The sequence below is a fragment of the Vibrio sp. 11-4(1) genome, assembly GCF_013048625.1.
GTDB classification, from domain to species: Bacteria; Pseudomonadota; Gammaproteobacteria; order Enterobacterales; family Vibrionaceae; genus Vibrio; species Vibrio diabolicus.
The window spans coordinates 455,187-477,821 of the sequence record NZ_VHSY01000004.1 but is presented as its reverse complement, the minus strand read 5'-3'; the positions used below and the strand labels follow the sequence as shown (position 1 = coordinate 477,821).

Here is a 22,635-nt window from a genome sequence, read left to right as displayed (position 1 = left end):
TACCTTTCGTTCTCAGTGAGGTGTGTGTATTTCATGTTTTTTACTTCTTGGCGGGAGCAAACTTCATGATTATCGCATCTCACTGTTTTTATGTTCAGAGGTGTCGCACTTCGTACTTGAATCCAAGATCAACAACAGAGAACAACAATGGATTTTGTCGCGTTACTACAACAAGGTAATGGGTGGTTCTTTATTCCCAGCGCCATTTTATTAGGAGCGTTACATGGATTAGAGCCAGGACATTCAAAAACGATGATGGCGGCGTTTATTGTGGCCGTAAAAGGAACAGTGAAGCAGGCGGTGATGTTGGGGCTGGCTGCAACGCTTTCCCATACGGCGATCGTATGGATAATTGCTGCGGGTGGGATGTATATAAGCCAAAGATTTACTGCAGAAGCTGCGGAGCCATGGATGCAGCTTATCTCTGGGGTGATTATCGTCTCGACGGGTTTATGGATGTTCTGGAGAACGTGGAGCGATGAGCGAGCTTGGCACAAAGCTCATAAGCAAGCTCGAGACTGGAGAACGCAAGTTGTCGATACTGGTCATGGGCATCTATCGCTTTCTATCGTAGATGAAGGGCATCACTGCCGTTTTCAGTTACGCACACTTAACGGTAAGCCTTTAACGGCTGAAAACGTTAAACTAGTGCTACCCAACGCAATCAGACAGCCTTCTGATATTTATCACTTTATTTATCGCGATGGCTATTTGGAATCCGCCTCCTGTGTTGAAGCCTCTGATGATTTTTTCGTCACGTTGATGGTCGGGCACCATGATCACACCCACGATTTCGAGGTGCATTTTCATGCGGATTCCCACTCGGAAGGTGAGAATAAAGAGTACCAAGACGCTCATGAGCGTGCTCACGCTCTAGATATTCAAAAGCGCTTTGGCGATCGAGATGTTACCAATGGACAAATACTTCTGTTTGGTTTGACTGGTGGGTTAATACCATGCCCGGCGGCGGTCACTGTTTTACTCATTTGTTTGCAACTTAAGGCCATGACACTTGGTGCAACCTTGGTGGTGTCGTTCAGTATTGGTCTAGCGTTAACTTTAGTTGCGGTTGGTGTTGTCGCGGCAGTGGGCGTTCAAAAAGCAACATCGAAGTGGAGTGGTTTGAACGATGTGGCTCGTCGTGCACCTTATCTATCGGGGATCTTGATTAGTGCCGTTGGTGTATATATGGGCATGCACGGGTTTACGACGTTAATGAGCTAAGCTCTGTTGTAATTATTACGTCGCTTTTTGTTTATTAAAGGTAGCTCTTTCATGTTGTGGATGATTACTAAGTACGCGTTAACCGCAGGAATAGTGGTGCTGATATCTGAAGTTGCCAAGAGAAGTGATAAAGCGGGAGCGCTGATTGCAGCGCTCCCGACGGTCACTATTTTAGCTTTGATTTGGATGTATATTGAAGGGCAAGGTCAGGAAAAGCTCGCGAACCACGCGTTTTATACTTTTTGGTATGTACTGCCTACATTGCCGATGTTTCTAGTTTTTCCTTTCTTACTGAGCCGATACTCATTTTGGTTCTCTTTGGGAATTTGCGCCATTATTTCAATCGTTTGTTTCTTCATTGTGACCATCGTTATCAAAGAGTTTGGAATAGAATTAACTTAGTTGAGCAAAGGAGAATTGTAAGAATATAGGTCGAAGCGTTCGCTTATTTATATTTTCAAGGCTCTAACTAGAACTCTTTTTTAACTCTCGATGCTAGTGTGGCCGCTTACTTGAAGTTAGCGATTGCTCTCTTGTCTTTCAGCCAAACCTCGTAGAAATGTGACGTTTTGAAGACTTTTCTTCCTTCATTCTAAAGTTATCGGTAATCAGGCAGATACAGTGGCTACAAAGTTACGTCTAGCTTTGCCAGACAGGCTAAAAATACAGTTTGTGTTGGTTATAAGAGGCGAAAGGCTTAACGCTCTGTCGTGAGCATCACATTGAATTGTACCGAGACAATTAAAATGAAAAGAATCATCTTATTAGCCGTTTGCGCCATGTTTGGTATTGCTGTCGTGGCAAGTATGGCATCAACGTACCTAATTTCGAGTCAGAAAATCGATGACATCATCTTAAACAAATCCCAAGTTCAAGCTGAGTTTTTAGCAGGAAATGCAAGTTATATTTTGGAGAACTCAGCCAACCCAATGCAAGACTTACAATCGCTCGTTGAGGGTTTGAAACAACGTTCAGACGTAAGCTATGCAGTCGTAATTGATCGCAATGTGACGGCGGTTGCTCACAGTGATAAGCAAAAGCTAAATAAAACCTACAATGATAACTACACCGTTGAAGGTGCAACCAAGGGGGTACAACAGTATTCAAAGTGGTATGCCGATGTCCAGAAAGTGTGGGTGTTTGATATCATGGCGCCGATCTACGTGAATGGTCAGTTGTACGGCACGTTTGATATTGGTATTCCTATTACAGAAGTAAGCCAAGCGACGAATGGAATTATTACTTCCCAACTGATTTCCATGGTGGTGATCTTCGTTCTGTGTGTGTTGGCTCTATCGCTGCTACTCAACAAGCTGATGCGACCGCTCTCTGCGCTTAAGGAGGCGTTGCAAGACATTTCGAAAGGTGACGGAGACTTAACGGTTCGTTTACCAGCAAAAGGTAATGACGAAGTTGCACAAATTTCTTCGGCGTTCAACGTGTTTGTTGGCAAGGTACATGAAATCATTACACAAGTTGTAAATACTGGTGTGGATCTGAATGGTTCTGCTGTTGCGCTGCGTGGACAATCTCAACAAGCGCTTGCAAGAGGGCAGGAGCAGAATGAGCAAACCATGTTGGTTGTCACGTCTATGAACGAAATGATCGCGACCGTCAACGAAATTGCGTCAAATGCTGCTGGTGCAGCGAGTGCTGCGAGCACGGCAAGTAATGAGACTCAAGATGGCTATAAGACGCTAGAAAGAACCAAGACGGCAATGACGAACCTTGAAAACGAGATGAACAGTACTTCCAATATTATCGTAAGTCTTGCGGACAACACTCAGTCGATTGGTAGTATTCTCGAAGTCATTAGAGGGATCTCTGAGCAAACGAACCTATTGGCGTTAAATGCCGCTATTGAAGCAGCGCGCGCCGGTGATGCCGGACGAGGTTTCGCCGTAGTGGCAGACGAGGTCCGTAATCTTGCCACTAAAACGGCTCAGTCCACTGATGAAATTGACAATATGATCCATCAGTTGCAAACCGAAGCCCAAAGTGCGGTTAATTCAATGAGTAATAGTAGAACCCTTATTGAAGAAGGCACTGCAGAAACGGAGCTGGCTCGACAAGCACTAGAGGCAATTGCTGATCAAGTTACTACTATTTTGGATATCAATACTCAAGTGGCAACGGCAACAGAACAGCAATCGACGGTAGCAAATGAAATTAACATGAATATGGATACCGTCAGTCACTCCGTGAAAAACGCGCTAACGGCGAGTGAGCAATTGGAAGAATCAAGTCAACAACTTGCGGAATTATCGAGAACTCTCGATCGCCACGTAGGAGCGTTTAGAATTTAAACGCCAACGGAAATCCTTTTGCAAAAGCCAGTAAATCTCGATTGCTGGCTTTTTTATTTGAGAAAATCGAATGTCGATTTGCTCTACTATGCCAGTTTTTATAGTTATTGGGATAAATGGTTAGTGCTTAACTAGGCGTTAAGCTTCGCGTGTTGTTTTAAGTGCTCAACAAACATAGAGATTTTCTTGGCTAAGTGCTTTCTAGAAGAGTAAAACGCATAAAGCACTAAATCTTCAGGTTCGTATTCTAGAGGGATGACTTCAAGCTTGCCGCTCTCGATCTCATCTTTGCATGATTCTATTGGAAGTATTGCGTATCCAAGCCCTGATAACGCGCCAGATTTAGCGAGATGGCCACTGTTTACTTTGAACGAGGATTGTACTGTTTGCGTAATATGACCTCCGTCGGGGTTTTTAAACACCCAGGGAGCACCATTTACTGCGGTAAGTGTCGTGATACAGGGAACATGATTTAAATCCGTAATTTTGTAAGGGCTGGCGTACTTATTAAGCAGTTGAGGCGCAGCTAAAATAGCACTGGGCCAGCGTTTGATTTCCCTTGCTACCCAATTGCTGTCAGACAAAGTCCCTCTATGAAAACTCAAAATGACATCAAAGCTATCAATAACATCATCTTTAGGGTTTAGCGTTGTATCGCAAGACAAAGAGATTGACGGGTATTGCGTGCAAAAGGTGACAACCGCTTTGGCCAGTACAGGTGTGTCTGGCATAAGAATACGTAGCTCTCCCGTTACGGTGTGCGAGTGGCGAGTCACGGTTTCTAGCGCGTTGTTGAGTTGTTCTAATAGTGGACGAGTGCTGCTATAGAGCTCTTCTCCAGCCTCGGTAGGCGTCATTCGCCTTGTCGTTCTATTGAACAACCTGATGTTTAACTTTTCTTCAAGCAGGGCAATATGTCGGCTGACATTCGATGTTGGTATATTCAAACACTCAGCGGCTCGCTTAAAGCTGTTGTTTTCATACACACAGTGAAAACTTTTTAACCAGATTTGGTCGACGTTATCAAACATTCTATTGTCCCACTTTGTTGGATTATCAAGCCAGCATATTGCACTTTATCCTCAGACTGAGTTGCATACAATTTTATTTAACAGTCAGAGCGGGCAAACGATGCAGATGTCCTGCTACGAGGTGATAAATAATGAGGTACTCATGAGTTGGCTAGAAAGGTTATTTGAGAATAAAAATATAATAGGTTCGCGCAAAGCGTCTATTCCTGAGGGCGTTTGGACAAAATGCCCTGAATGTGAACAAATACTTTATCGCGCGGCATTAAAAGAGAATTTGGAAGTATGTCCTAGGTGCTCTCATCACATGAGAATGGCTGCACGTCAAAGGTTGAACACTTTCCTGGATCATGGAACACAGCAAGAGTTGGCAAGTGAGTTGGAACCGCAGGATATTTTGGGTTTTAAAGACTTAAAACGATATAAAGAGCGAATTGCCATCGCGCAGAAAACAACTGGAGAAAAAGATGCCTTGGTTGTGATGCAGGGGAAGTTACTAGGCTTGCCTGTTGTAGCCTGTGCGTTTGAATTCTCTTTCATGGCTGGCTCGATGGGGGCGGTGGTTGGCGAGAAATTTGTCCGCGCCGTTGAAACTGCGATTAATACAAAATCTGGGCTAGTGTGTTTTTCTGCTTGCGGAGGGGCGCGCATGCAAGAGTCTTTGGTAGCACTAATGCAAATGTCAAAAACCAGCGCCGCGTTAAACCACTTATCTGAGCACAGATTACCCTATATCTCAGTATTGACGGACCAAACTTATGGTGGTGTCTCGGCGAGTTTAGCCATGTTGGGAGACATCAATATTGGTGAGCCTAAAGCAAGCATCGGCTTTGCGGGAAGGCGTGTTATTGAACAAACGGTACGTGAAAAGCTACCAGACGAGTTTCAAAGAAGTGAGTTTTTATTGGCACATGGTGCATTAGATATGATTGTGGACAGACGTGAAATGCGTGATCGCGTTGGCGGCTTATTGGCTAAGTTAACCAACGCGAGGGTGGTCTCAGAATAGGTTGTATTAAAGTTAGACTTAGTACTTGCGTTTATTGAGCCGTAATCATTACAAACCGTTCATTTTGGCCCCATCTTGGTTCCGCATTCATTAGGCTGAGATCCAACGCCGTTTGGTATGGGTCAACAGCAAAATAGTCGCTTACTAAACCCCAGAGCATCCAGTTGATTGCGGTTTCATTCTCGGTAAGCTCTTCGAGTGGCGCTTGGAGGAAAAAGTACTCATCTTCGCCATCGTAACCGATCCGATCATAGATAATGTTGCGTAGCTCTCGATCCAAATCATGTTGGAGGTTGATTGAGTCGTACAGTTGCTCTTCTGTTGGGCTATTCTCATGGTGATAAACATTGCGTTTTGACTCTTTGCGTAAAGTACCTGCGCCAGTTTCAATGCTTACTTTCTTTTGCGAGTGTTGCTCAAGAACTTGAATGATTTCATCCTCTAGTTGATCGAGTTTACTCAGCAAAACTTGATTGTTTATGTCACCAGCGGGGGAGGCCATCGTTTGGAAGGCTTTCACTCTCTCGTAGACTGCTTTCCCGTGAGGAAGGGCTGCAAAACACTGTTCTCGGAGCGCTTCATTGGCTTGCCAAATGCCCGAGTAGAGCTCGTAATCATGTGTATATGGTGGAAGATCTTCAGTATCTTCCCCTAATAATTCTCGCCAGCGCTTTTGCCATTGTTCTTCTTTTGCGTGTTTTACACGCGCGTATTGCTTAACCCAGCGGTTACGAAGTTTTACCCCAAAAATGGCAAGTCCCCATGGAGCGAGCAAATAAAAATAATAGTGAGAAGAGTTATCCCAAAAGTAACCGTAAACGTAAACACCAAAAGCAAGCACCCAAGTTCCAATAGTACAAGCAATAACCCCGGACATTATTGATGACTGGCGCTTTGTTTCTCTTAATGTATTACCTTCAGCACATAACCAAAAAATGCCGCCAAAAACAAAGGCAAACGTTGTCATGAAGTAGGCAATCCCCGCTCCCAAAAATCCCCAAAGTGACATGTATTATCCCTAGCCAAATATCTGCTTTATTCACTCATCAATGACTCGAGGAGTAAATGTGTTTGATTGGGCGGAGAATTTACCACTAATGCCAACCTTTTGATATGCACTCGATGACTTATTGGGAATGAGTCACAAATAAAAATAGATGGTATCAAGCATCAAAATTTAATTTAGAACCTTTGATTGTCGTGAACTCTATCTGGAAGAGTTAAGGGTGGAGTTTAAGGGCAATTTTCCTCATAAAGTCGTTATTTAGAAAAAGGTAAATTAATGTTTTTATTGATAATTGTGAGAAATCTTGGGTTGGGATTGATCCCATAAATTTAGAGTAAAAAGCCTATTTTTGGGAGCGATTTCATAAATTTTATGATACTGATTTCACTGTTTGAGCTGTAAAGAATATAAACCCCCACTCAATGTATGTTAATAATCAATGAGTGTTGTTATGTCTCATATCCGTTTTTTCCCGCGCCATCGTTTGGCGCTTGCTTGTATGCTAGCGAGTGTGTCTAGCTTCTCTTTTGCACAAAACCAGTGCGCTGTTGCTGATTTACAACAATCGAGAGACTTGGCTGCTGCCGTTTCTGGTGCAGAGTATGATTGCTACCACGCTTGGTTTTCAGCTCCTTCCGCAACGCTGAACGATATTTACAGCGAAGCGAGCTTAAGCCGTATCCAAGTCGCGTTGGATCAAGAAATTGCCCGCTATCGTGGAGAAGCAGAGCAAGCTCGTGTTCTAGAAAATCTGGGCGAGTTTATTCGTGCTGCATACTACGTTCGTTACAATGCTGGCACAGGTACACCTGAGTTTTCAGAAGCGTTGAGTCAGCGTTTTGCTCAGTCGACGAACCTATTCCTTAACAACCCTCATGCTTTGGATCAAGGCCGTGAACAAGTTGGCGCAATGAAGAGCTTGACTTTGATGGTTGATAACGTGAAGCAGTTGCCGCTGACCATGGATAGCATGATGGCCGCGTTGATGCACTTTAACCGTGAAACCGCGCAGGACACGCAATGGGTCGATGGTTTAAACAACCTGTTCCGTTCTATGGCAGGTCATGTAGCAAACGATGAGTTCTACCGCTACATGGCAAACAATACTCACCATATTGATACATTAGCGAGATTCGCATCTGATAACGCTTGGGCATTGGATACGGATGCGAGCTTTATTGTTTTCAATGCATTACGTGAAACTGGTCGTTTGCTTGCGAGCCCAGATCAGGAGACCAAACGCAAAGCCTTGGCTGTGATGCAACAAGTGATGCAGCGTTACCCATTGGGCAGTGAGCATGACAAACTGTGGCTTGCTGCCGTAGAGATGATGAGCTACTACGCACCTGAAGGTTTAAACGGTCTGGACCTAGATCAAGCGAAGCAAGATCTAGCAGCGCGCGTGATGCCAAATCGTTTTGAGTGTCAGGGGCCTGCCATCATTCGCTCTGAAGATCTAACCGATGCTCAAGCTGCAAAAGCGTGTGAAGTACTGGCTGCGAAAGAAGCCGACTTCCATCAAGTGGCGAATACGGGCAATCAACCTGTCGCTGATGACTTGAATGATCGTGTTGAGGTGGCGGTGTTTGCTAGTAACGACAGCTACGTTGATTATTCTTCGTTCCTGTTTGGTAATACAACGGACAACGGTGGTCAGTACCTTGAGGGGAATCCATCAAAAGCGGACAATACCGCCCGTTTCGTGGCTTATCGCTATGCGAATGGCGAAGATTTATCGATCTTGAATCTAGAGCATGAGTACACGCACTATTTGGACGCGCGATTTAACCAGTACGGCTCGTTCAGTGATAACTTGGCTCATGGTCATATTGTTTGGTGGCTAGAAGGTTTTGCGGAATACATGCATTACAAACAAGGCTACCAAGCGGCGATCGAACTGATTGCAGGCGGTAAACTGAGCCTTTCAACTGTGTTTGATACCACATATTCTCACGACACTAATCGTATCTATCGTTGGGGTTACTTGGCCGTTCGATTCATGCTAGAAAATCATCCGCAAGACGTAGAAAGCTTGTTGGCGTTGTCGCGCACTGGTCAGTTTGAACAGTGGGCGCAACAGGTGACGACATTAGGTCAACAATATGACGCAGAGTTTGAGCGCTGGTTGGATACGTTAGAAGTGGAGCCAGAGCAACCAGGTACTGACCCAGAAGAGCCAACAGAACCTGAAGCACAAGTGACTGAATTGACGGCGAACCAAAGCCTTCAACTCAGTGGCGAAGCGTACAGCGAAAAACTGTTCTACGTTGACGTACCAGCCAACACCGTGCGCTTTAATGTATCTATTGAAGGTGCGGGGGATGCGGATCTTTACATGAGCTACAACAAAGTTGCGCATTACTACGACTTTGAAATGAGCCAGTATGGCGATGGCAGCAATGAAGAGATTGTATTTGAGCCAGAGCAGGATGGTTACGTGAAAGCAGGTCGTTACTACATCAGTTTAACTGGCCGTGATAGCTATGACTCTGTGAATCTTGTGGCAGCTTTAGACGTTGAAGCGCAAACACCGCCAACACAAGTGCAAGACGATTTGGCACCGGTGGTACTAGAGTCTGGTGAAGCAAAAATGCTGACCGTTCACAAGCAGCGTTATGCGGCAGTGTATGTACCTGAAGGTGTTGAAGAGGTTCGTGTATGGCTAACGGCTCACTCTCAAACTGGTAATGTCGATCTATACGCCAGCAGAGAGCATTGGCCTACGGTTGAGCAACACGAGTACGTGTCCAACTATGCAGGTAGCAACGAATACCTTGCGATTCCTGTTACTGAAGCGGGCTATGTGCACTTCTCTCTTCAAGCACCAGAACAAGGTGATGACGTTGAAATGTTAGTGCACTTCAACTAAAACATGCTCGATTAGCTGAAATCGAGATAAAAAACGTCGCTCATAGAGCGGCGTTTTTGTTTGTATCGGATGCCATTGTGATCAAACAGCGGCGAATGCCAGTTAATAGGCTGATTTATCGAGTTATCCTTTGCTCTTCTTCTAAACGGCTTTAGGTTTGTATTACAATTTACCGCGCACATAAACTTTTTTAGCGACGCGTTCTGTGACCTAGCTTCTGATTTGTGCTTTCCAAACGGATACAATATATATGCACCCCGTGCAATAAAGTGAAAAGGGAAAGACATGAAAACGCTTATTTATGAAACGTTGATTAGCCTTGCTAACCAAGAACCTGAACAACATGCAAGAATCCGACAAAATCTATATGAACAGTTGGATCTGCCGTTCGATAAGCAGCTGGCTTTGTATTCTTGTGCCCTTGGTCCTGCAAGTTCAGGCAAGTTGGAGAGTAGTCAAGGCATTAACAACGCGGTAGATTGCGCGGTTAAACTGCTTGAAACCCCTGAGCGCTAATTCACTCGTTGTTTAAATCACGGCCCGATCCCCAAGGGCCGTTTTTAATTGCCTTTAAATTGATTTCAACGTCGTGATTACTCTGCTCTTTCCGCCAGCACTTCTTTGAAGGCAAACATGCCGTTTAATGCCGCTGGAAACCCTGCGTAGACGGACATCTGTAAGATGACTTCCTTAATTTCAGCCTCGCTGCAGCCTACATTAAGTGCTGCATTGAGATGTACTTTCAGTTGTGGCGCACAATTCCCCATTGCCGTTAGCGCGGCGACGGTTGCGATTTCTCTCGATTTTAGGTCTAAGCCTGGGCGAGCATAAATATCGCCAAACGGATACTCAATGGTGTACTGAGCTAAATCTGGGCAAATATCTTGTAAGCTTTCGATGACGTTATGACCAGCGTCGCCATCAATGTGAGAGAGTAGTTCTAATCCTTTGTTAAAGCGTGATTGTTCCATTGATATGTTCCTAGTGAATAAATGCAAACATACCTTAATCCTTAGAGTTAACTCTAAGTCAACGAACTTTTCCGCTTTTATACAAGGCAATTTTTTCTTCTAGAGCCGTTAAGTGCTTCTGCTGCTGTTCAATGTGGATCTTGAGGTTTTCTTGATGTTGCTCTAGCAAGGCTTGGCGTTGTCGTACAGACTCTGAGCCGACTTCCCTTAATTTTGCATATTCCAGAATCTCTTCAAGTGGCATTGCAGTTTCTTTTAATCGCTTTACGAAGCTAATCCAGCTTAGATCTTTCGCACTATACACTCGATGCCCACTCGCGTTTCTATGGACATGTTTAAGTAAGCCAATTTTTTCATAGTATCGAAGTGTATGAGCAGACAAGCCGACGAGGCTAGAAAACTCTTTGATATTCATGATTACCCTCCAAGGTAATTCATACCAATAGGCATAAGCTAAGTTCCGCATTTTGAAGTCATTTCGGGATAGATACAAACGGTAATCTTCCATGTTTTAAGGTGGGATACGCAGAAGGGGGCTATTTTGAATACGCGCCAAACGTGATCCACCTGCCAGTTTCACTTTATTAAAAATTAGTTACTCAATAGAGTGGTTTGGCTGTTTTTAGTCTTTGGCCTCCTTTAGGGCGTACCCGGGCATTTTCTTTCATATATTTTGAATGCAATCTTTTGCAATACAAAACAATGACTTAGTTTGTTTTGTGTGCGGTGTGCTTGAATGTCATCTACTCGTTTACGTCCAGAACCGTTTCTACTTGGGCAATGGAGGAGTCACTACGCCTTCATTTTCAGCCTTGAGTTAGGGCGAAAAGGGTGAGGGCGTCTGATGAATAGCTCTTATAATTTCGACTATTGAATTCACTCACAAAAAAATGCAAACAAGTAATCGTGAGTGAAAACGAGTAGGAGAACAACATGAGTGGCTCACAGGAAATACAATCATTCGGTGCGAATGTTATCTTACATGCGTTTGATTGGAAGTATGCTGACATTGCCCAACGAGCAAAAGAAATCCACGAGCTAGGTTACGGCTCCGTGTTGGTTTCGCCACCAATGAAAAGCGCCCACGATGATCGCTGGTGGCAGCGCTATCAACCTCAAGATTACCGTGTCATCGACAATGCGTTGGGTGATACCAAAGACTTTATCCGTATGGTTCGTGAACTGGAGCAAGTTGGCGTGTGGGTTTACGCTGACGTGGTGTTTAACCATATGGCAAATGAGGCCCACCTTCGCCGAGACCTCCAATACCCAAGGCAAGAGGTCTTGGAGGAATACCAACAAAACAAACAGAAATATCAGTCGCTAACGTTATTTGGCGACTTATCTCAACCGCTTTTTGATGAAGAGGACTTTGTTGAAGCGTTCGGTATTAAAGACTGGAAAGATAAATGGCAGGTACAAAATGGACGCATCACAGGTGGACCAACCGATCCTGGCTTGCCAACCCTCCGTGTTTGTGACCATGTCGTTGAGCAGCAACGCGCTTACCTAAAAGCACTGAAAGCCATTGGTGTGAAAGGTTTTCGTATTGATGCCGCGAAACACATGACGCTAGAGCACCTTAAACGTGTTTGGACAGACGACATCACGCGCGATGTGCATATATTTGGCGAAATTATTACCGATGGCGGTGCGACAGAGGAAGAGTATCAGTTGTTTCTTGAGCCGTATTTACAGGAAACTCGCTTAGGCGCTTATGATTTCCCGTTGTTCTCGACCATTTTTAAGGCGTTCGCTAAAAAGGGCAGTTTCAAGTCCTTGATTGACCCATACTGTTTCGGTCAGGCCCTTTCGCCCGGTCGCGCGATTACATTTGTTGTCACGCATGACATTCCTAACAATGACGTTTTTCTTGATCTGATCATGGATGAGGAAAATGAATGGTTAGCTTATGCCTACATTCTAGGCCGCGATGGTGGTGTGCCATTGGTTTATACCGACTTAAACACTAGCGGTATTACAGATAAAAATGGCAAGCCAAGATGGCAAGGCGCATGGAACGATCCGCGAATGGCGAAAATGATCCAATTCCATAATATGACGCATGGCGAGTCGATGAGTGTTCTTGAAGGTAACGATGATATGCTGGTATTTAAGCGAGGGAGCAAAGGCGTTGTCGTGCTTAATAAATCGCAGCGTCAGCAGTCTTTGACATTGAAAATGGATGGTGACTGGGTGGATTTGATGACGGATCAGGACGTTCCATCTGACGGTAAGTTAATTGTGCCACCTAAAGCCTCAATGTTGCTCGTCGAAAACTAAAAAATAAAACACCGAGCTTAGCGAGCTCGGTGTTTTATTTTTGTCGGCGGTCATTCAAGAACGGGTAAAGTCTAATGTAAAACCGAAGTCTTTCGCGTCTGCTATGAAGTTATGAGCACTCATTAACGCAACATTCAGCCTTTAAAAAGCCGATCACATCATCTAAACATTGGTACTCTGCAACGCAAAAAAGGGTTCGCCCCTCACGACGTTGGGTGAGAAGCCCGGCTGAGGCTAGACTAGAAATATGATGAGAGAGAGTGGATGCAGGAATGCCAAGCTTTTCTTGTACGCCGCCTACCGCGATACCTTTGTATCCCGCTTTGACAACTTCTTTGTAAATACTTAAACGAGTAGGATGACCTAACTCTTTTAGTGCTTTAGCGACGGCTTCAAGCTCCATACTGACCTCTAAAGAATGACTACAGTAAATTTGTTTCGATAATAGGGAAAGTCTCGGTAAATGCCAACTCTTGTGATCTAGGAACGATTTAAATCAGATGAGATTCATACCGGCTCATACCAGCACAACAATAATTGTCTACTCCAATGAGACAGATCAATCTTCATTATTATTTCACCCCACGTTCAAACTCCCTCGTCTACACTCATGGGTGAGTTGTCAGTTGGCAGACCAAGGAGGCGGCCATGATTGCGGTTCATAGAGATTATTGTTTGTCTAACAGTTCAGATTTACATGCTCACGTTAAAGTTAACCCTGTCGGTAAATTAGAAGTTGAGATTGTAGAACTTCAAGAGCGCCATACCACAGAGTTTGATGATTTGTCTTTTGAGAGCCGTGGGTGTGAAACTCGAATCTGTGGTAAAGAAGACACAACTCCGTGGCAGTTCAATCTTGCAGTTACTGATGCGTTAGAGCTTTCTCACTTAGTGGAAGAAGCAAACGAAGAGTATGAGATTTTAATGAATGATCTTATGTAATCTCGTGAGAAGATCATTTTATCCTGCACGGCATGTGACTCGGTACTGAAAAAGAAAAACCTCCCAAACGGGAGGTTTTTAATATTGAGCAAGTTACCGTCAGATCGGCTCTTCTCTCGGCGGTGTTAGTTCTTGAACGTTATCTTCATTGAAGTCATCGGCGTAACCTTTCGGCGGTGGCGTCCAACCACGTTCTGAGCGCGAGAGTTTATCATGGCGATCTTTTTGCATCTCTTCCGCCATTTTTTCCTCTAACTGAATAAACAGTTGTCGGAAATTGTTGTCATAACGTTCGCCTTCAGAATCATCTTCCCAAGCTTTGTAGAGTATCTCGGACTTGCGTGCTTCAACACGCTTGTATGTCGCTTTTTGCTGCTCAACAAAGAAGGGATGAATACCGAGTGCTTTCATCGTGTGACCACCCATCTCCAATGCGGAATGGTAGGTTTCCGATTCAATAATATCAGCCCCAGCTTGACGCAAAAGATAGCCGTGACCACGGTCAAAGGCGCGTGCGATCACCGTTACTTTGGGGTACGTGTGTTTGACGTACTTCACCAGTTCCACACTCGATTCTTGGTTATCAATTGCGACGACCAACGCAGCCGCATGCTCGATGCCTGCAGTGTGCAGCATATCTGGTCGAGTCGCATCGCCAAAATAAGCGCGAGTGCCAATCTGGCGCATGTTATCGACTTGGTTGGCTTGGTGATCGAGCACCACGGTTGTTACACCATTAGAAACAAGCAAGCGGTTAACAATCTGACCAAAACGGCCGATACCAGCGATGATTACTGTGCCTTTTTCTTCAATCGTATCGCTTTCCCTTTCGTTTGATTGAGTTTCAAAACGCGGCAGTATTAATTTGTCAAATAGAATGAACAAACCTGGCGTTAAGAACATTGAGATAGCAACAACCAGCGCAAGAGTTTGCGAGAGTTCAAACGGAATGACGTGGTTTTGCACAGAGAAGCTTAGCAACACAAAACCAAATTCACCCGCTTGAGCCAAGCTTAAGGTAAACAGCCAGCGGTTGCTGCCTTTCACTCTAAATATCAGCGCGAGAATAAACAGCACCAAGGCTTTCAATACCATCACGCTAATGGTCAGTGCCATGATCAACCAGAAGTCACCAAATAGAACCGAGAAATTGATCCCTGCGCCGACGGTGATGAAGAACAGACCCAGCAACAACCCTTTAAATGGTTCGATATTGGATTCTAACTCGTGACGGAATTCGCTGTTCGCCAATACAACGCCAGCCAAGAAAGTTCCTAATGCAGGAGATAAGCCAACCAAACTCATCAGTGCTGCGATGCCGATCACCAGCATCAATGCGGTGGCGGTAAAAATCTCACGCAGCCCAGAGCTAGCAACATAGCTCAGCAGAGGTCGACTTAAAAAGTGACCACCAACGACAACAATCGCTATCGATGCTGTGATGACTATTCCGTACGCCCAGCCTGGTAAATCGGCCACGAGGTTTAAATCGTCATGATGCTGCGCGGCCGTTTGAACAGCATTTTGTGCTTGTTCGACTAACTCCGGCAGGGCCAGCAATGGAATAAAGGCCAACATCGGGATAACAGCGATATCTTGGAAAAGCAAAACAGAGAACGCGTTTTGTCCGCCTTCTGTCTTCGTTAACCCTTTTTCGCTAAAAGTTTGCAAAACAATCGCGGTAGAAGAAAGGGCGAAAATCAAACCGATGGCTAAGGCAATAGTCCAAGGCTGCTCAAAGTACAGGGCAATACCCATAATCGCCGCGATGGTACCGCCAACTTGAAGACCGCCTAAGCCCATTAAACGATTTCGCATTGACCAGAGCATTTTAGGCTCTAGCTCTAACCCCACTAGGAATAGCATCATCACCACGCCAAATTCGGCAAAGTGCTGAATTGTCGTTGTTTCCTCACCGACTAAACCGATAATTGGACCAATTACCACACCAGCGATGAGGTAACCTAAAACGGAACCGAGCCCTAAACGCTTGGCAAGTGGTACCGCAATCACAGCGGCAATCAAATACACGAAGGCTTGTAAGAATATCCCTGTCATGAAGCCTCCTTGATGAGCTTCGGAAGTGCGCTGTTGAGTTTGATTAATGACGCAGCTGCTTCAACATCCAGTCTATCTTCGACTAATGCTGTTAGCAGGCTTTTGTACCGTTCGACATGACGGGGAATTCGTCCTTCCTCTTCGGCTGTACGTGCGCCGAACAAAGCAAGAGGCGCAATGTAGTGCATGCCCGTGAGCGCTGACATTTGCTCGATAGGAGCGAGCAGTTCCCGAATCGTAAAATGGTTGTAGCCTTCGGCTTTATAGGCTTCTTCTTTGCCGCCGGCAGAAAGCACGCACAGCATGGTTTTACCTTGTAGTTCGGTTCCTTCAGTGCCGTAAGCAAAGCCATACTCCAAAACCAGATCTTGCCACTCTTTTAAAATTGCTGGGGTTGAATACCAATATAGTGGGAATTGAAAAACCACCACATCATGCTCGCGCAAGCGTTGTTGTTCACGGTCGATATTGATATCGAAACGAGGGTATTCACCATAGAGATCAACACATGTCACGCCTTCAATTTTTTGAGCTTCTTTGAAAAGTGGAGTATTCACTTCTGAACGATGCTGGGAAGGATGAGCAAAGAGAATTAATACTTTTTTATTCGCCATAAGGATCCTTGCTATCTAAATAACCATGCCCGGTAGGAGCGCAGGTTGGTTAGAAAATGTAACTCATAAATGGCCGTCAAGCTAGCTTGGAAAAGTGCTTAAGCTGTTTCAATATCAATAAAAAACCACCAAATAAGTTGGTGGTTTTGGCAAGCGTCAAATTTTAATTAATCATGAATAGGAACGACTAAAATATCGACTGGTGACTTGTTGATTAGATGTCTTGAGTAGGAAATGATTTTGCTCCAGAAATCTTGGTGATGGCCACAAATCAGCAAGTCCACTTCTTGCTCTTTGATGGTAATTTCGAGCTTATCGGCTAAATCACCAGTACCCACGAAGAAGTGTTTGAGTGGATAATCCATGTACTCACTGAATGTTCTCAAACATTCCATAGAGTGCTCATTCAGCGGCCTTTGGTCTGGGTTCTCTTTAATGTCTACGAGCTCACGATAAATTTCCCCGTGAGTTCCATCAATATGGATGAATGAAATATCGGAGTCGAGATAGTTAGCCATCGCTACGGCTCTGTCGATCAGAACAGTGCTCTCATCGGACAGTTCGAGTGCAACAAGGATATGTTTGTATTTCATTACCACGCCCTTATGTGGATTAGCTTTACTGTAAGCATAGTATGGCTTGGGCAAAATTTGTGTAGATAAGATCTCGAAATCGTTCAAAGTTTTGATAAATAATGCTGCTTGCTTTTTAGTCAGAAAACCCGCTAAACTTCGCAAATCATTTCTCTAGGAGATTACGCCAACATGAAGAACTAAACCTGTCATCCATATTTTTTACTTATTTTTTGGATCTGCAGGGTTAGTAGGCGTAGCTCACTTTCCGATATTTCTTTGCAACAAGACAAATTTTTGATTTGACGTTTATCGTCGAGCTTTACATAAAGCTTAATGCGTTTGTGCACGCGTTTTGTTGCAATCTCAAATCATAGCTACGGCTGTTGTCCCTGTCATACAGGAGGCAAATTATGCCAGTTTTACAAGCTTTTAATGTTAGCCATCAGTTTGATAATGGCGAGACGCTATTCCAGTCTATTTCTTGTTCCATGACTAAACGACGTGTTGGTTTGGTTGGGCGCAATGGCATCGGTAAGTCGCTTTTGGCTTCCATTTTGGCGGGCGAAACTCAGCCTTCCAGCGGTGTAGTGACTTTTCCCTCTTCTTTCATGATGTATCGCCAGCCGCCGTCTGATTTGCTTTCAGGTCAGCAATCGATCGCCCAGTTTCTGGGAACTGACTCGGTCTTGCATGCTTTAAAGCAGATTGAACAAGGTGATGTTTCTGAGCATTGGTTCGAACTGGTTGGCGAACAGTGGGATATTGAACTGAAACTCAAACAGCAGCTTGCTGCGATGGGATTGCCGCAAGACCCTGATTTCTCTTGTGCTCGGCTCAGTGGTGGTCAGTTGGCGCGTTTGCAGTTATGGCAGTTGTTTGAAAACGAAACGGAACTTTTGATTCTCGATGAGCCATCCAATCACCTCGATACCGAGGCGAAACAATGGCTGATAGAGTCTATGACTCATTTCGGCGGCGCGATTTTACTCATTAGTCACGATCGTGAGCTGCTTCGAGCAATGGAGGAAATTTGGGAACTATCGGCCCTAGGTTTACAGGTTTTTGGTGGAGATTACGATGTGTATGCCGAGCAAAAACGCACTGAACTGCAAGCGGTCGAGAGGCAGTTAGCGCAAGTCGATAAACAGAAAAAACGATTAGCCGAGCAAGCCCAGAAAAATCGCGAAAAAGCAGACCAACGCGCCGCGCAAGGGAACAAACTGCGCAAAGACGGCAGTCAGCCCAAAATTTTGCTTGATGGAAAAAAGGATAGCGCGACCGCCAGCGCCTCAAATCGCAATAAGAATGAGCAACTCAGACAAGCGCATTTACAAGCCAAAGAACAGGCGTTGCTATCGCGACATGAGCAGCTCAAAGCGCAAAAGCTTTATCTTGCAGATAATCCGAACCGTTCGCGAAAAGTGTTGTCGATACAAGAAGGTATATTGCCTTTTGGGGATTCTACTCCTATCACTTTGCAGATTTTTGCGAACGATAAAGTCCATCTCAAAGGGAAAAATGGCTGCGGAAAGTCAACCTTGTTAAAGACGTTGCTTGGCGAGTTGTCGTTGCTGAGAGGTGAGCTGAAAGTGAATACGCCTTTGTATTATCTCGACCAACATTTTGGCGCAGTGAATCCAAATCTTTCGTTACTTGAAAACGTAATGGAGAGCTGCCAAGAGATGACGGAAAGTGAAGCGAGGACCTTATTGGCCGGGATCGGTTTTCGTCGAGATGCTGTGTTTCGATTGGGGCGCCTACTGAGCGGTGGCGAGAAGATGAAGCTCGCAATGCTGATCGTCAGCCATCAACACTCCCAGCCTTTGCTGCTGCTTGATGAGCCAGATAACCATCTCGATCTCGATTCAAAAATAATGCTTAGTCAGGCGTTAAATTCATACAAAGGTGGATTTGTTCTGATTAGTCACGACCAAGATTTCGCTTCTGAGTCTGGGGTTTTGCGTCAAATCGAACTGAATTAAACGAAAGAGAGTAAACGCCATCGTAGCTCTCCAGCGTTGTTCCTAAGCTCTACACTTCCACTTACCGATATGTAGAATTCGCAGGAAATGAGGGAGTTAGGATGGCTTTCACAACTCGTTTAATGAAATTAGATTCATTTTGTCGATATATAGTAGAGTTCTGATGTATTGCACAAAAAGACAACAGAAAAATAAAAAGGAATTTCATGAAAAAGAACACCCTAGCATTCGCAACGGCTCTCGCACTCGGAAGTGTGTTGTCTGTGGCGCATGCAAATGAAGCGGCGCAGTCGTCGGTTGAACAAGTAACCCCGAAAGCCATCACGTATCCAACCACACAAAAAGTGGATGTTGTCGATGACTACTTTGGTACAAAAGTGAGTGATCCTTATCGCTGGTTGGAAGACGATCTCAGCCCAGAAACCGCAGAATGGGTGAAGGCACAAAATGCAGTGACGTTCGATTATCTGTCGAAAATCCCTTACCGCGAGCAGATTGAAGAGCGCATCACTAAGCTCATGGACTACGAAAAGCGAAGCCAACCGTTCAAAGAGGGTAAGTTCACTTATTTCTATAAAAATGACGGGTTACAAAACCAAGACGTGCTTTATCGGCAGCTAGGTGATGGTGAAGCAGAAATTTTTCTCGATCCAAATACTTTTAGTGAGGATGGCACCACATCGTTAGCGGGAGTGAGCTTTTCACGAGACGGTTCTTTGGTCGCATACAGCATTTCGGAAGGCGGTAGCGATTGGCGCAAAGTCATTGTGTTAGACACAGAAACCAAAAAGCCAGTCGGTGAAACGCTGGTGGATATTAAGTTCAGCGGCATCAGTTGGCTCGGCAATCAAGGTTTCTATTACTCAAGTTATGACAAGCTACAAGGGAGTGAACTCTCCGCGAAGACAGATCAACACAAGCTCTACTTTCATAAACTTGGAACGAAGCAAAGTGAAGACCAGCTGATTTTCGGCGGCTTTGAGGAAGAGAAATACCGTTATGTTGGCGGCTATACGTCAGATGATGAACGCTACTTGTTTATCTCAGCCAGCGTATCGACATCGGGTAACAAACTGTTCTTTAAAGATCTGAGTAAGCCAAACAGCCCGCTTAAAACCATTTTAGATAACACCAGTTCTGATACTTGGGTGATAGACAACCAAGGCACGAAGCTGTACTTGGTTACGAACCTTAACGCGCCGAACAAACGCGTCGTGACGGTGGATGCGAGTCAGCCGCAGCCCAAAAACTGGAAAGATTTGATTCCTGAAACAAAGAATGTGTTACGCGTTTCTACCGCGGGTGGCAATTTGTTTGCGAGTTATATTGTTGATGCGATCTCGATGGTGAAGCAATACGACATGAACGGCAAACTCATCCGAGAAATCAAATTGCCTGATATTGGCAGCGCATACGGTTTCTCGGGTAAAAAAGATGAAACCGAAGTCTACTATTCTTTCACCAACTACAAGATGCCAAGCACTACGTATCATCTGAACATCAAAGATGGTGATAGCGAGGTGTACTACAAATCTAAAGCGCCATTTGATCCAGCTTTGTATGACTCTCGCCAGGTGTTTTACACCTCAAAAGACGGAACAAAAGTGCCGATGATCATCACCTATAAAAAAGGGACACCGATGGACGGCAGTGCACCAACCATCCTATATGGTTATGGTGGTTTCAACATCAGCCTCACACCATCTTTTAACCCGACACGTGCGGCTTGGTTGGAGCTTGGTGGTGTTTACGCGGTAGCGAACATTCGTGGCGGTGGGGAGTATGGTAAAGAGTGGCACAACGCTGGCATTCAAATGCAAAAGCAAAATGTGTTTGATGACTTTATTGCGGCGGCTGAATACCTAATTGATGAAAAGGTAACGTCATCAAACAAGTTAGCCATTAACGGTGGATCGAATGGTGGCTTGTTAGTGGGGGCAGTTATGACGCAACGTCCAGAGCTGTTTAAAGTGGCGCTGCCAGCAGTTGGCGTACTGGACATGCTGCGTTATCATACTTTTACCGCAGGTGCTGGTTGGGCGTATGACTACGGTACGGCAGAGCAAAGTAAAGAGATGTTCCAATATCTGAAAGGTTATTCGCCAGTGCACAATGTAAAAGCGGGGCTGGAATACCCAGCAACATTGATTACAACGGGTGATCATGATGATCGTGTTGTTCCTGCTCACTCTTACAAATTTGCTGCTGAGTTGCAGTCAAAACAGGCGGGTTCAAATCCGACCTTGATTCGCATCGAAACCAATGCAGGACATGGTGCTGGCACACCAACGCGTAAAATAATTGAGACAAATGCAGATATTTATAGCTTTGCACTGTTCAATATGGGGATAGAGAAACTGCAATAGTGCGAATCGTTTGCGTTTTTAGTTAACGAAATGCATCGGTGCTTTTGCACTCGAAAATAAAAGGAGATCACAGAGTGTGATTTCCTTTCAATTTATTGTGGAGTAACTATTCTAAATTGACCGCAAGGCTAATTAAATTAAGGTATTTGCAATTTATTACAACTCTCTTCTTTACCTGAAGAGTAATATACGATACAAATAAAACTTGATCGCGATCACCTAACACCATTGCACTCCTAATTTATATGGTAAATTTAATTAATCATTTGTTCTAATGATAATTTAATTTTCATAATTTTTAATATTACCTTCTTCGTAAAGCTTACCAAATTTCAAGTTATATAAGATATAAGTAGCAGTGATTGAACTTTTACGACGCTTTATTTTATTTTAATTAAAACGTCTAATGTTTCGTCATTATTAAATTTGCTTTGATAATTTATATTATCCAAAGCGAGTTGTGTTGCTTGCTATTTATGATGACCTCATGACGTGAATAATTTTATAATCATTAAAATGGATACAGTTTTATGAATTTAGTGAAACCGTCTGTTGTTATCATGGCAGCAGCCCTTCAACTCGCGTCTTCTGCTTATGCTCAGACAAATAATGACGAAGAACTACAAGATATGTCTGACCCACTTGCGGTTTACACCCAAGCGGGCTTTGGTATTACTGACAAAGGCACGAACATCAAAATCGGTCAAACTTACCAATCTAGCCAGCCTGGCACCATGGCGATGAACATCATCGAAATGAAAGGCATTGGTGGTGAGCTATTTGGCATTCGCGACAATGACGATCCAATGTATGCCAATGTTGATGACAGCATTGACTCTTTCCGACTACGTAATTTCCAAGTAGAAGTCGCAAAAGGTCTAGGCCGTCAATTGGATGTAAACTACGATGTTGATAACGATAAATTAGATGCATCTTATAGCTTTATTCAAGGCCTACCTAAGTTTGGCATGTTGCAGTTATTTCCTTTGGCTGGTGCGGGTGTCACTATTGCTAATGATTTTAGTGGTGATGGCAAAGGTTATGAAATTCCAGGTACTTTCACTGTTGTCGGTATGTACTCAAAAATTGAATTAACCGATAAAATCTGGATTAACTACAACCCAATGTATATGCATACATTATCAGGGTCTAGTCAATATAAAGATACTTATTACGCGGGTGAAGATAATATCTTAACTCATGAGTTTGCGTTGTCTTATCAAATTAATCCTCGCGCAAATATTCGTTACTTTGCAAACTGGAATGAGCACGTTAATTTCGGTGATGGTGATCACCGTATCGAATTTAACTACCAATTCTAACTCCCTCGTTTATTTCCAGAATAGAAAGTGCGTTTATCCATATATTTAAATATTTAGGCTAGGGCACTTTCTACATAAAG

At 44.2% G+C, this 22,635-nt stretch carries 19 protein-coding genes; 11 read left to right on the top strand and 8 right to left on the bottom strand.

What is annotated here, in order from left to right; all coding sequences use genetic code 11:
* Positions 1-147: 147 nt before the first annotated feature.
* The 3 genes from FKN16_RS11020 (at position 148) to FKN16_RS11010 (ending at position 3,530) form a co-directional block, all read left to right on the top strand.
* Complete coding sequence (locus FKN16_RS11020; protein ID WP_139059243.1) at positions 148-1,224, top strand: nickel/cobalt efflux protein RcnA; 1,077 nt, start codon at positions 148-150, stop codon at positions 1,222-1,224.
* 51 nt (positions 1,225-1,275) lie between these two features.
* The gene (locus tag FKN16_RS11015; protein WP_005392525.1) at positions 1,276-1,626 is read left to right on the top strand and encodes a DUF3147 family protein; all 351 of its coding nucleotides are present in this window, start codon (positions 1,276-1,278) and stop codon (positions 1,624-1,626) included.
* Positions 1,627-1,970: 344 nt separating this feature from the next.
* A complete protein-coding gene (locus FKN16_RS11010; protein WP_047008423.1) occupies positions 1,971-3,530 on the top strand; it encodes a methyl-accepting chemotaxis protein in 1,560 nt (519 codons plus the stop codon).
* Between the two features lie 131 nt (positions 3,531-3,661).
* Here the strand turns inward: FKN16_RS11010 and FKN16_RS11005 are convergent, their stop codons facing one another.
* Entirely contained in the window at positions 3,662-4,561 is a 900-nt protein-coding gene (locus FKN16_RS11005) for a LysR family transcriptional regulator (RefSeq protein ID WP_085344499.1), read from the bottom strand.
* 142 nt (positions 4,562-4,703) lie between these two features.
* On the opposite strand from FKN16_RS11005, the gene accD reads away from it, so the two are divergent.
* A complete protein-coding gene (accD, locus tag FKN16_RS11000) occupies positions 4,704-5,567 on the top strand; it encodes an acetyl-CoA carboxylase, carboxyltransferase subunit beta (protein ID WP_047008421.1) in 864 nt (287 codons plus the stop codon).
* 31 nt (positions 5,568-5,598) lie between these two features.
* Here accD and FKN16_RS10995 read toward each other — a convergent pair whose 3' ends face one another.
* Positions 5,599-6,576 carry a hypothetical protein gene (locus FKN16_RS10995; RefSeq protein WP_114322850.1) on the bottom strand — a complete coding sequence of 326 codons (978 nt, stop codon included), beginning with the start codon at positions 6,574-6,576 and terminating at the stop codon, positions 5,599-5,601.
* 448 nt (positions 6,577-7,024) lie between these two features.
* On the opposite strand from FKN16_RS10995, the gene FKN16_RS10990 reads away from it, so the two are divergent.
* Complete coding sequence (locus tag FKN16_RS10990) at positions 7,025-9,442, top strand: M9 family metallopeptidase (RefSeq protein ID WP_104972820.1); 2,418 nt, start codon at positions 7,025-7,027, stop codon at positions 9,440-9,442.
* Between the two features lie 285 nt (positions 9,443-9,727).
* Positions 9,728-9,958, top strand: coding sequence for a PAS factor family protein (locus FKN16_RS10985; protein ID WP_005375384.1), 231 nt, complete (start codon positions 9,728-9,730; stop codon positions 9,956-9,958).
* A 77-nt stretch (positions 9,959-10,035) separates the two neighbouring features.
* On the opposite strand, the gene FKN16_RS10980 is transcribed toward FKN16_RS10985, so the two are convergent.
* Positions 10,036-10,413 carry a carboxymuconolactone decarboxylase family protein gene (locus FKN16_RS10980; RefSeq protein WP_104972819.1) on the bottom strand — a complete coding sequence of 126 codons (378 nt, stop codon included), beginning with the start codon at positions 10,411-10,413 and terminating at the stop codon, positions 10,036-10,038.
* Between the two features lie 58 nt (positions 10,414-10,471).
* Positions 10,472-10,828, bottom strand: coding sequence for a MerR family transcriptional regulator (locus FKN16_RS10975; protein ID WP_053809604.1), 357 nt, complete (start codon positions 10,826-10,828; stop codon positions 10,472-10,474).
* Positions 10,829-11,346: 518 nt separating this feature from the next.
* Here FKN16_RS10975 and FKN16_RS10970 point away from each other — a divergent pair.
* Positions 11,347-12,696 (top strand): alpha-amylase family protein, encoded by a 1,350-nt coding sequence (locus FKN16_RS10970; protein ID WP_104972818.1) that lies wholly within the window; start codon positions 11,347-11,349, stop codon positions 12,694-12,696.
* A gap of 109 nt (positions 12,697-12,805) precedes the next feature.
* Here the strand turns inward: FKN16_RS10970 and FKN16_RS10965 are convergent, their stop codons facing one another.
* Positions 12,806-13,099, bottom strand: coding sequence for a metalloregulator ArsR/SmtB family transcription factor (locus FKN16_RS10965; RefSeq protein ID WP_005375388.1), 294 nt, complete (start codon positions 13,097-13,099; stop codon positions 12,806-12,808).
* A gap of 245 nt (positions 13,100-13,344) precedes the next feature.
* On the opposite strand from FKN16_RS10965, the gene FKN16_RS10960 reads away from it, so the two are divergent.
* Positions 13,345-13,638: a hypothetical protein gene (locus tag FKN16_RS10960; RefSeq protein WP_005392536.1), complete on the top strand. Its 294-nt coding sequence runs from the start codon at positions 13,345-13,347 to the stop codon at positions 13,636-13,638.
* A gap of 99 nt (positions 13,639-13,737) precedes the next feature.
* Here the strand turns inward: FKN16_RS10960 and FKN16_RS10955 are convergent, their stop codons facing one another.
* From FKN16_RS10955 to FKN16_RS10945, 3 genes are all read right to left on the bottom strand, one after another.
* Positions 13,738-15,696, bottom strand: a complete 1,959-nt coding sequence (locus FKN16_RS10955) for a monovalent cation:proton antiporter-2 (CPA2) family protein (RefSeq protein ID WP_170902687.1) — start codon at positions 15,694-15,696, stop codon at positions 13,738-13,740.
* Positions 15,693-16,310 (bottom strand): NAD(P)H-dependent oxidoreductase, encoded by a 618-nt coding sequence (locus FKN16_RS10950; RefSeq protein WP_005392538.1) that lies wholly within the window; start codon positions 16,308-16,310, stop codon positions 15,693-15,695. The genes FKN16_RS10955 and FKN16_RS10950 overlap by 4 nt, the downstream gene beginning before the upstream one ends.
* 167 nt (positions 16,311-16,477) lie before the next feature.
* Entirely contained in the window at positions 16,478-16,903 is a 426-nt protein-coding gene (locus FKN16_RS10945) for a universal stress protein (RefSeq protein WP_005392539.1), read from the bottom strand.
* A 392-nt stretch (positions 16,904-17,295) separates the two neighbouring features.
* On the opposite strand from FKN16_RS10945, the gene FKN16_RS10940 reads away from it, so the two are divergent.
* The 3 genes from FKN16_RS10940 to FKN16_RS10930 all read left to right on the top strand — a co-directional run bounded on the left by FKN16_RS10940 (position 17,296) and on the right by FKN16_RS10930 (position 22,555).
* A complete protein-coding gene (locus FKN16_RS10940; protein WP_170902686.1) occupies positions 17,296-18,867 on the top strand; it encodes an ATP-binding cassette domain-containing protein in 1,572 nt (523 codons plus the stop codon).
* Positions 18,868-19,073: 206 nt separating this feature from the next.
* The gene (locus tag FKN16_RS10935; protein WP_170902685.1) at positions 19,074-21,233 is read left to right on the top strand and encodes a prolyl oligopeptidase family serine peptidase; all 2,160 of its coding nucleotides are present in this window, start codon (positions 19,074-19,076) and stop codon (positions 21,231-21,233) included.
* 530 nt (positions 21,234-21,763) lie between these two features.
* The gene (locus tag FKN16_RS10930) at positions 21,764-22,555 is read left to right on the top strand and encodes a hypothetical protein (RefSeq protein WP_170902684.1); all 792 of its coding nucleotides are present in this window, start codon (positions 21,764-21,766) and stop codon (positions 22,553-22,555) included.
* Positions 22,556-22,635 lie beyond the last annotated feature (80 nt).

Excerpts from the sequence above, each read along its gene's own strand:
- FKN16_RS10970 (WP_104972818.1), top strand. The coding sequence starts at position 11,347 with ATGAGTGGCTCACAGGAAATACAATCATTCGGTGCGAATGTTATCTTA.
- FKN16_RS11020 (WP_139059243.1), top strand. The coding sequence starts at position 148 with ATGGATTTTGTCGCGTTACTACAACAAGGTAATGGGTGGTTCTTTATT.
- FKN16_RS11015 (WP_005392525.1), top strand. The coding sequence starts at position 1,276 with ATGTTGTGGATGATTACTAAGTACGCGTTAACCGCAGGAATAGTGGTG.
- FKN16_RS10980 (WP_104972819.1), bottom strand. The coding sequence starts at position 10,413 with ATGGAACAATCACGCTTTAACAAAGGATTAGAACTACTCTCTCACATT.
- FKN16_RS10990 (WP_104972820.1), top strand. The coding sequence starts at position 7,025 with ATGTCTCATATCCGTTTTTTCCCGCGCCATCGTTTGGCGCTTGCTTGT.
- FKN16_RS10930 (WP_170902684.1), top strand. The coding sequence starts at position 21,764 with ATGAATTTAGTGAAACCGTCTGTTGTTATCATGGCAGCAGCCCTTCAA.
- FKN16_RS10960 (WP_005392536.1), top strand. The coding sequence starts at position 13,345 with ATGATTGCGGTTCATAGAGATTATTGTTTGTCTAACAGTTCAGATTTA.
- FKN16_RS10935 (WP_170902685.1), top strand. The coding sequence starts at position 19,074 with ATGAAAAAGAACACCCTAGCATTCGCAACGGCTCTCGCACTCGGAAGT.
- FKN16_RS10955 (WP_170902687.1), bottom strand. The coding sequence starts at position 15,696 with ATGACAGGGATATTCTTACAAGCCTTCGTGTATTTGATTGCCGCTGTG.
- FKN16_RS10985 (WP_005375384.1), top strand. The coding sequence starts at position 9,728 with ATGAAAACGCTTATTTATGAAACGTTGATTAGCCTTGCTAACCAAGAA.
- FKN16_RS11010 (WP_047008423.1), top strand. The coding sequence starts at position 1,971 with ATGAAAAGAATCATCTTATTAGCCGTTTGCGCCATGTTTGGTATTGCT.
- FKN16_RS10940 (WP_170902686.1), top strand. The coding sequence starts at position 17,296 with ATGCCAGTTTTACAAGCTTTTAATGTTAGCCATCAGTTTGATAATGGC.
- accD (WP_047008421.1), top strand. The coding sequence starts at position 4,704 with ATGAGTTGGCTAGAAAGGTTATTTGAGAATAAAAATATAATAGGTTCG.
- FKN16_RS10965 (WP_005375388.1), bottom strand. The coding sequence starts at position 13,099 with ATGGAGCTTGAAGCCGTCGCTAAAGCACTAAAAGAGTTAGGTCATCCT.
- FKN16_RS10975 (WP_053809604.1), bottom strand. The coding sequence starts at position 10,828 with ATGAATATCAAAGAGTTTTCTAGCCTCGTCGGCTTGTCTGCTCATACA.
- FKN16_RS10945 (WP_005392539.1), bottom strand. The coding sequence starts at position 16,903 with ATGAAATACAAACATATCCTTGTTGCACTCGAACTGTCCGATGAGAGC.
- FKN16_RS10950 (WP_005392538.1), bottom strand. The coding sequence starts at position 16,310 with ATGGCGAATAAAAAAGTATTAATTCTCTTTGCTCATCCTTCCCAGCAT.
- FKN16_RS10995 (WP_114322850.1), bottom strand. The coding sequence starts at position 6,576 with ATGTCACTTTGGGGATTTTTGGGAGCGGGGATTGCCTACTTCATGACA.
- FKN16_RS11005 (WP_085344499.1), bottom strand. The coding sequence starts at position 4,561 with ATGTTTGATAACGTCGACCAAATCTGGTTAAAAAGTTTTCACTGTGTG.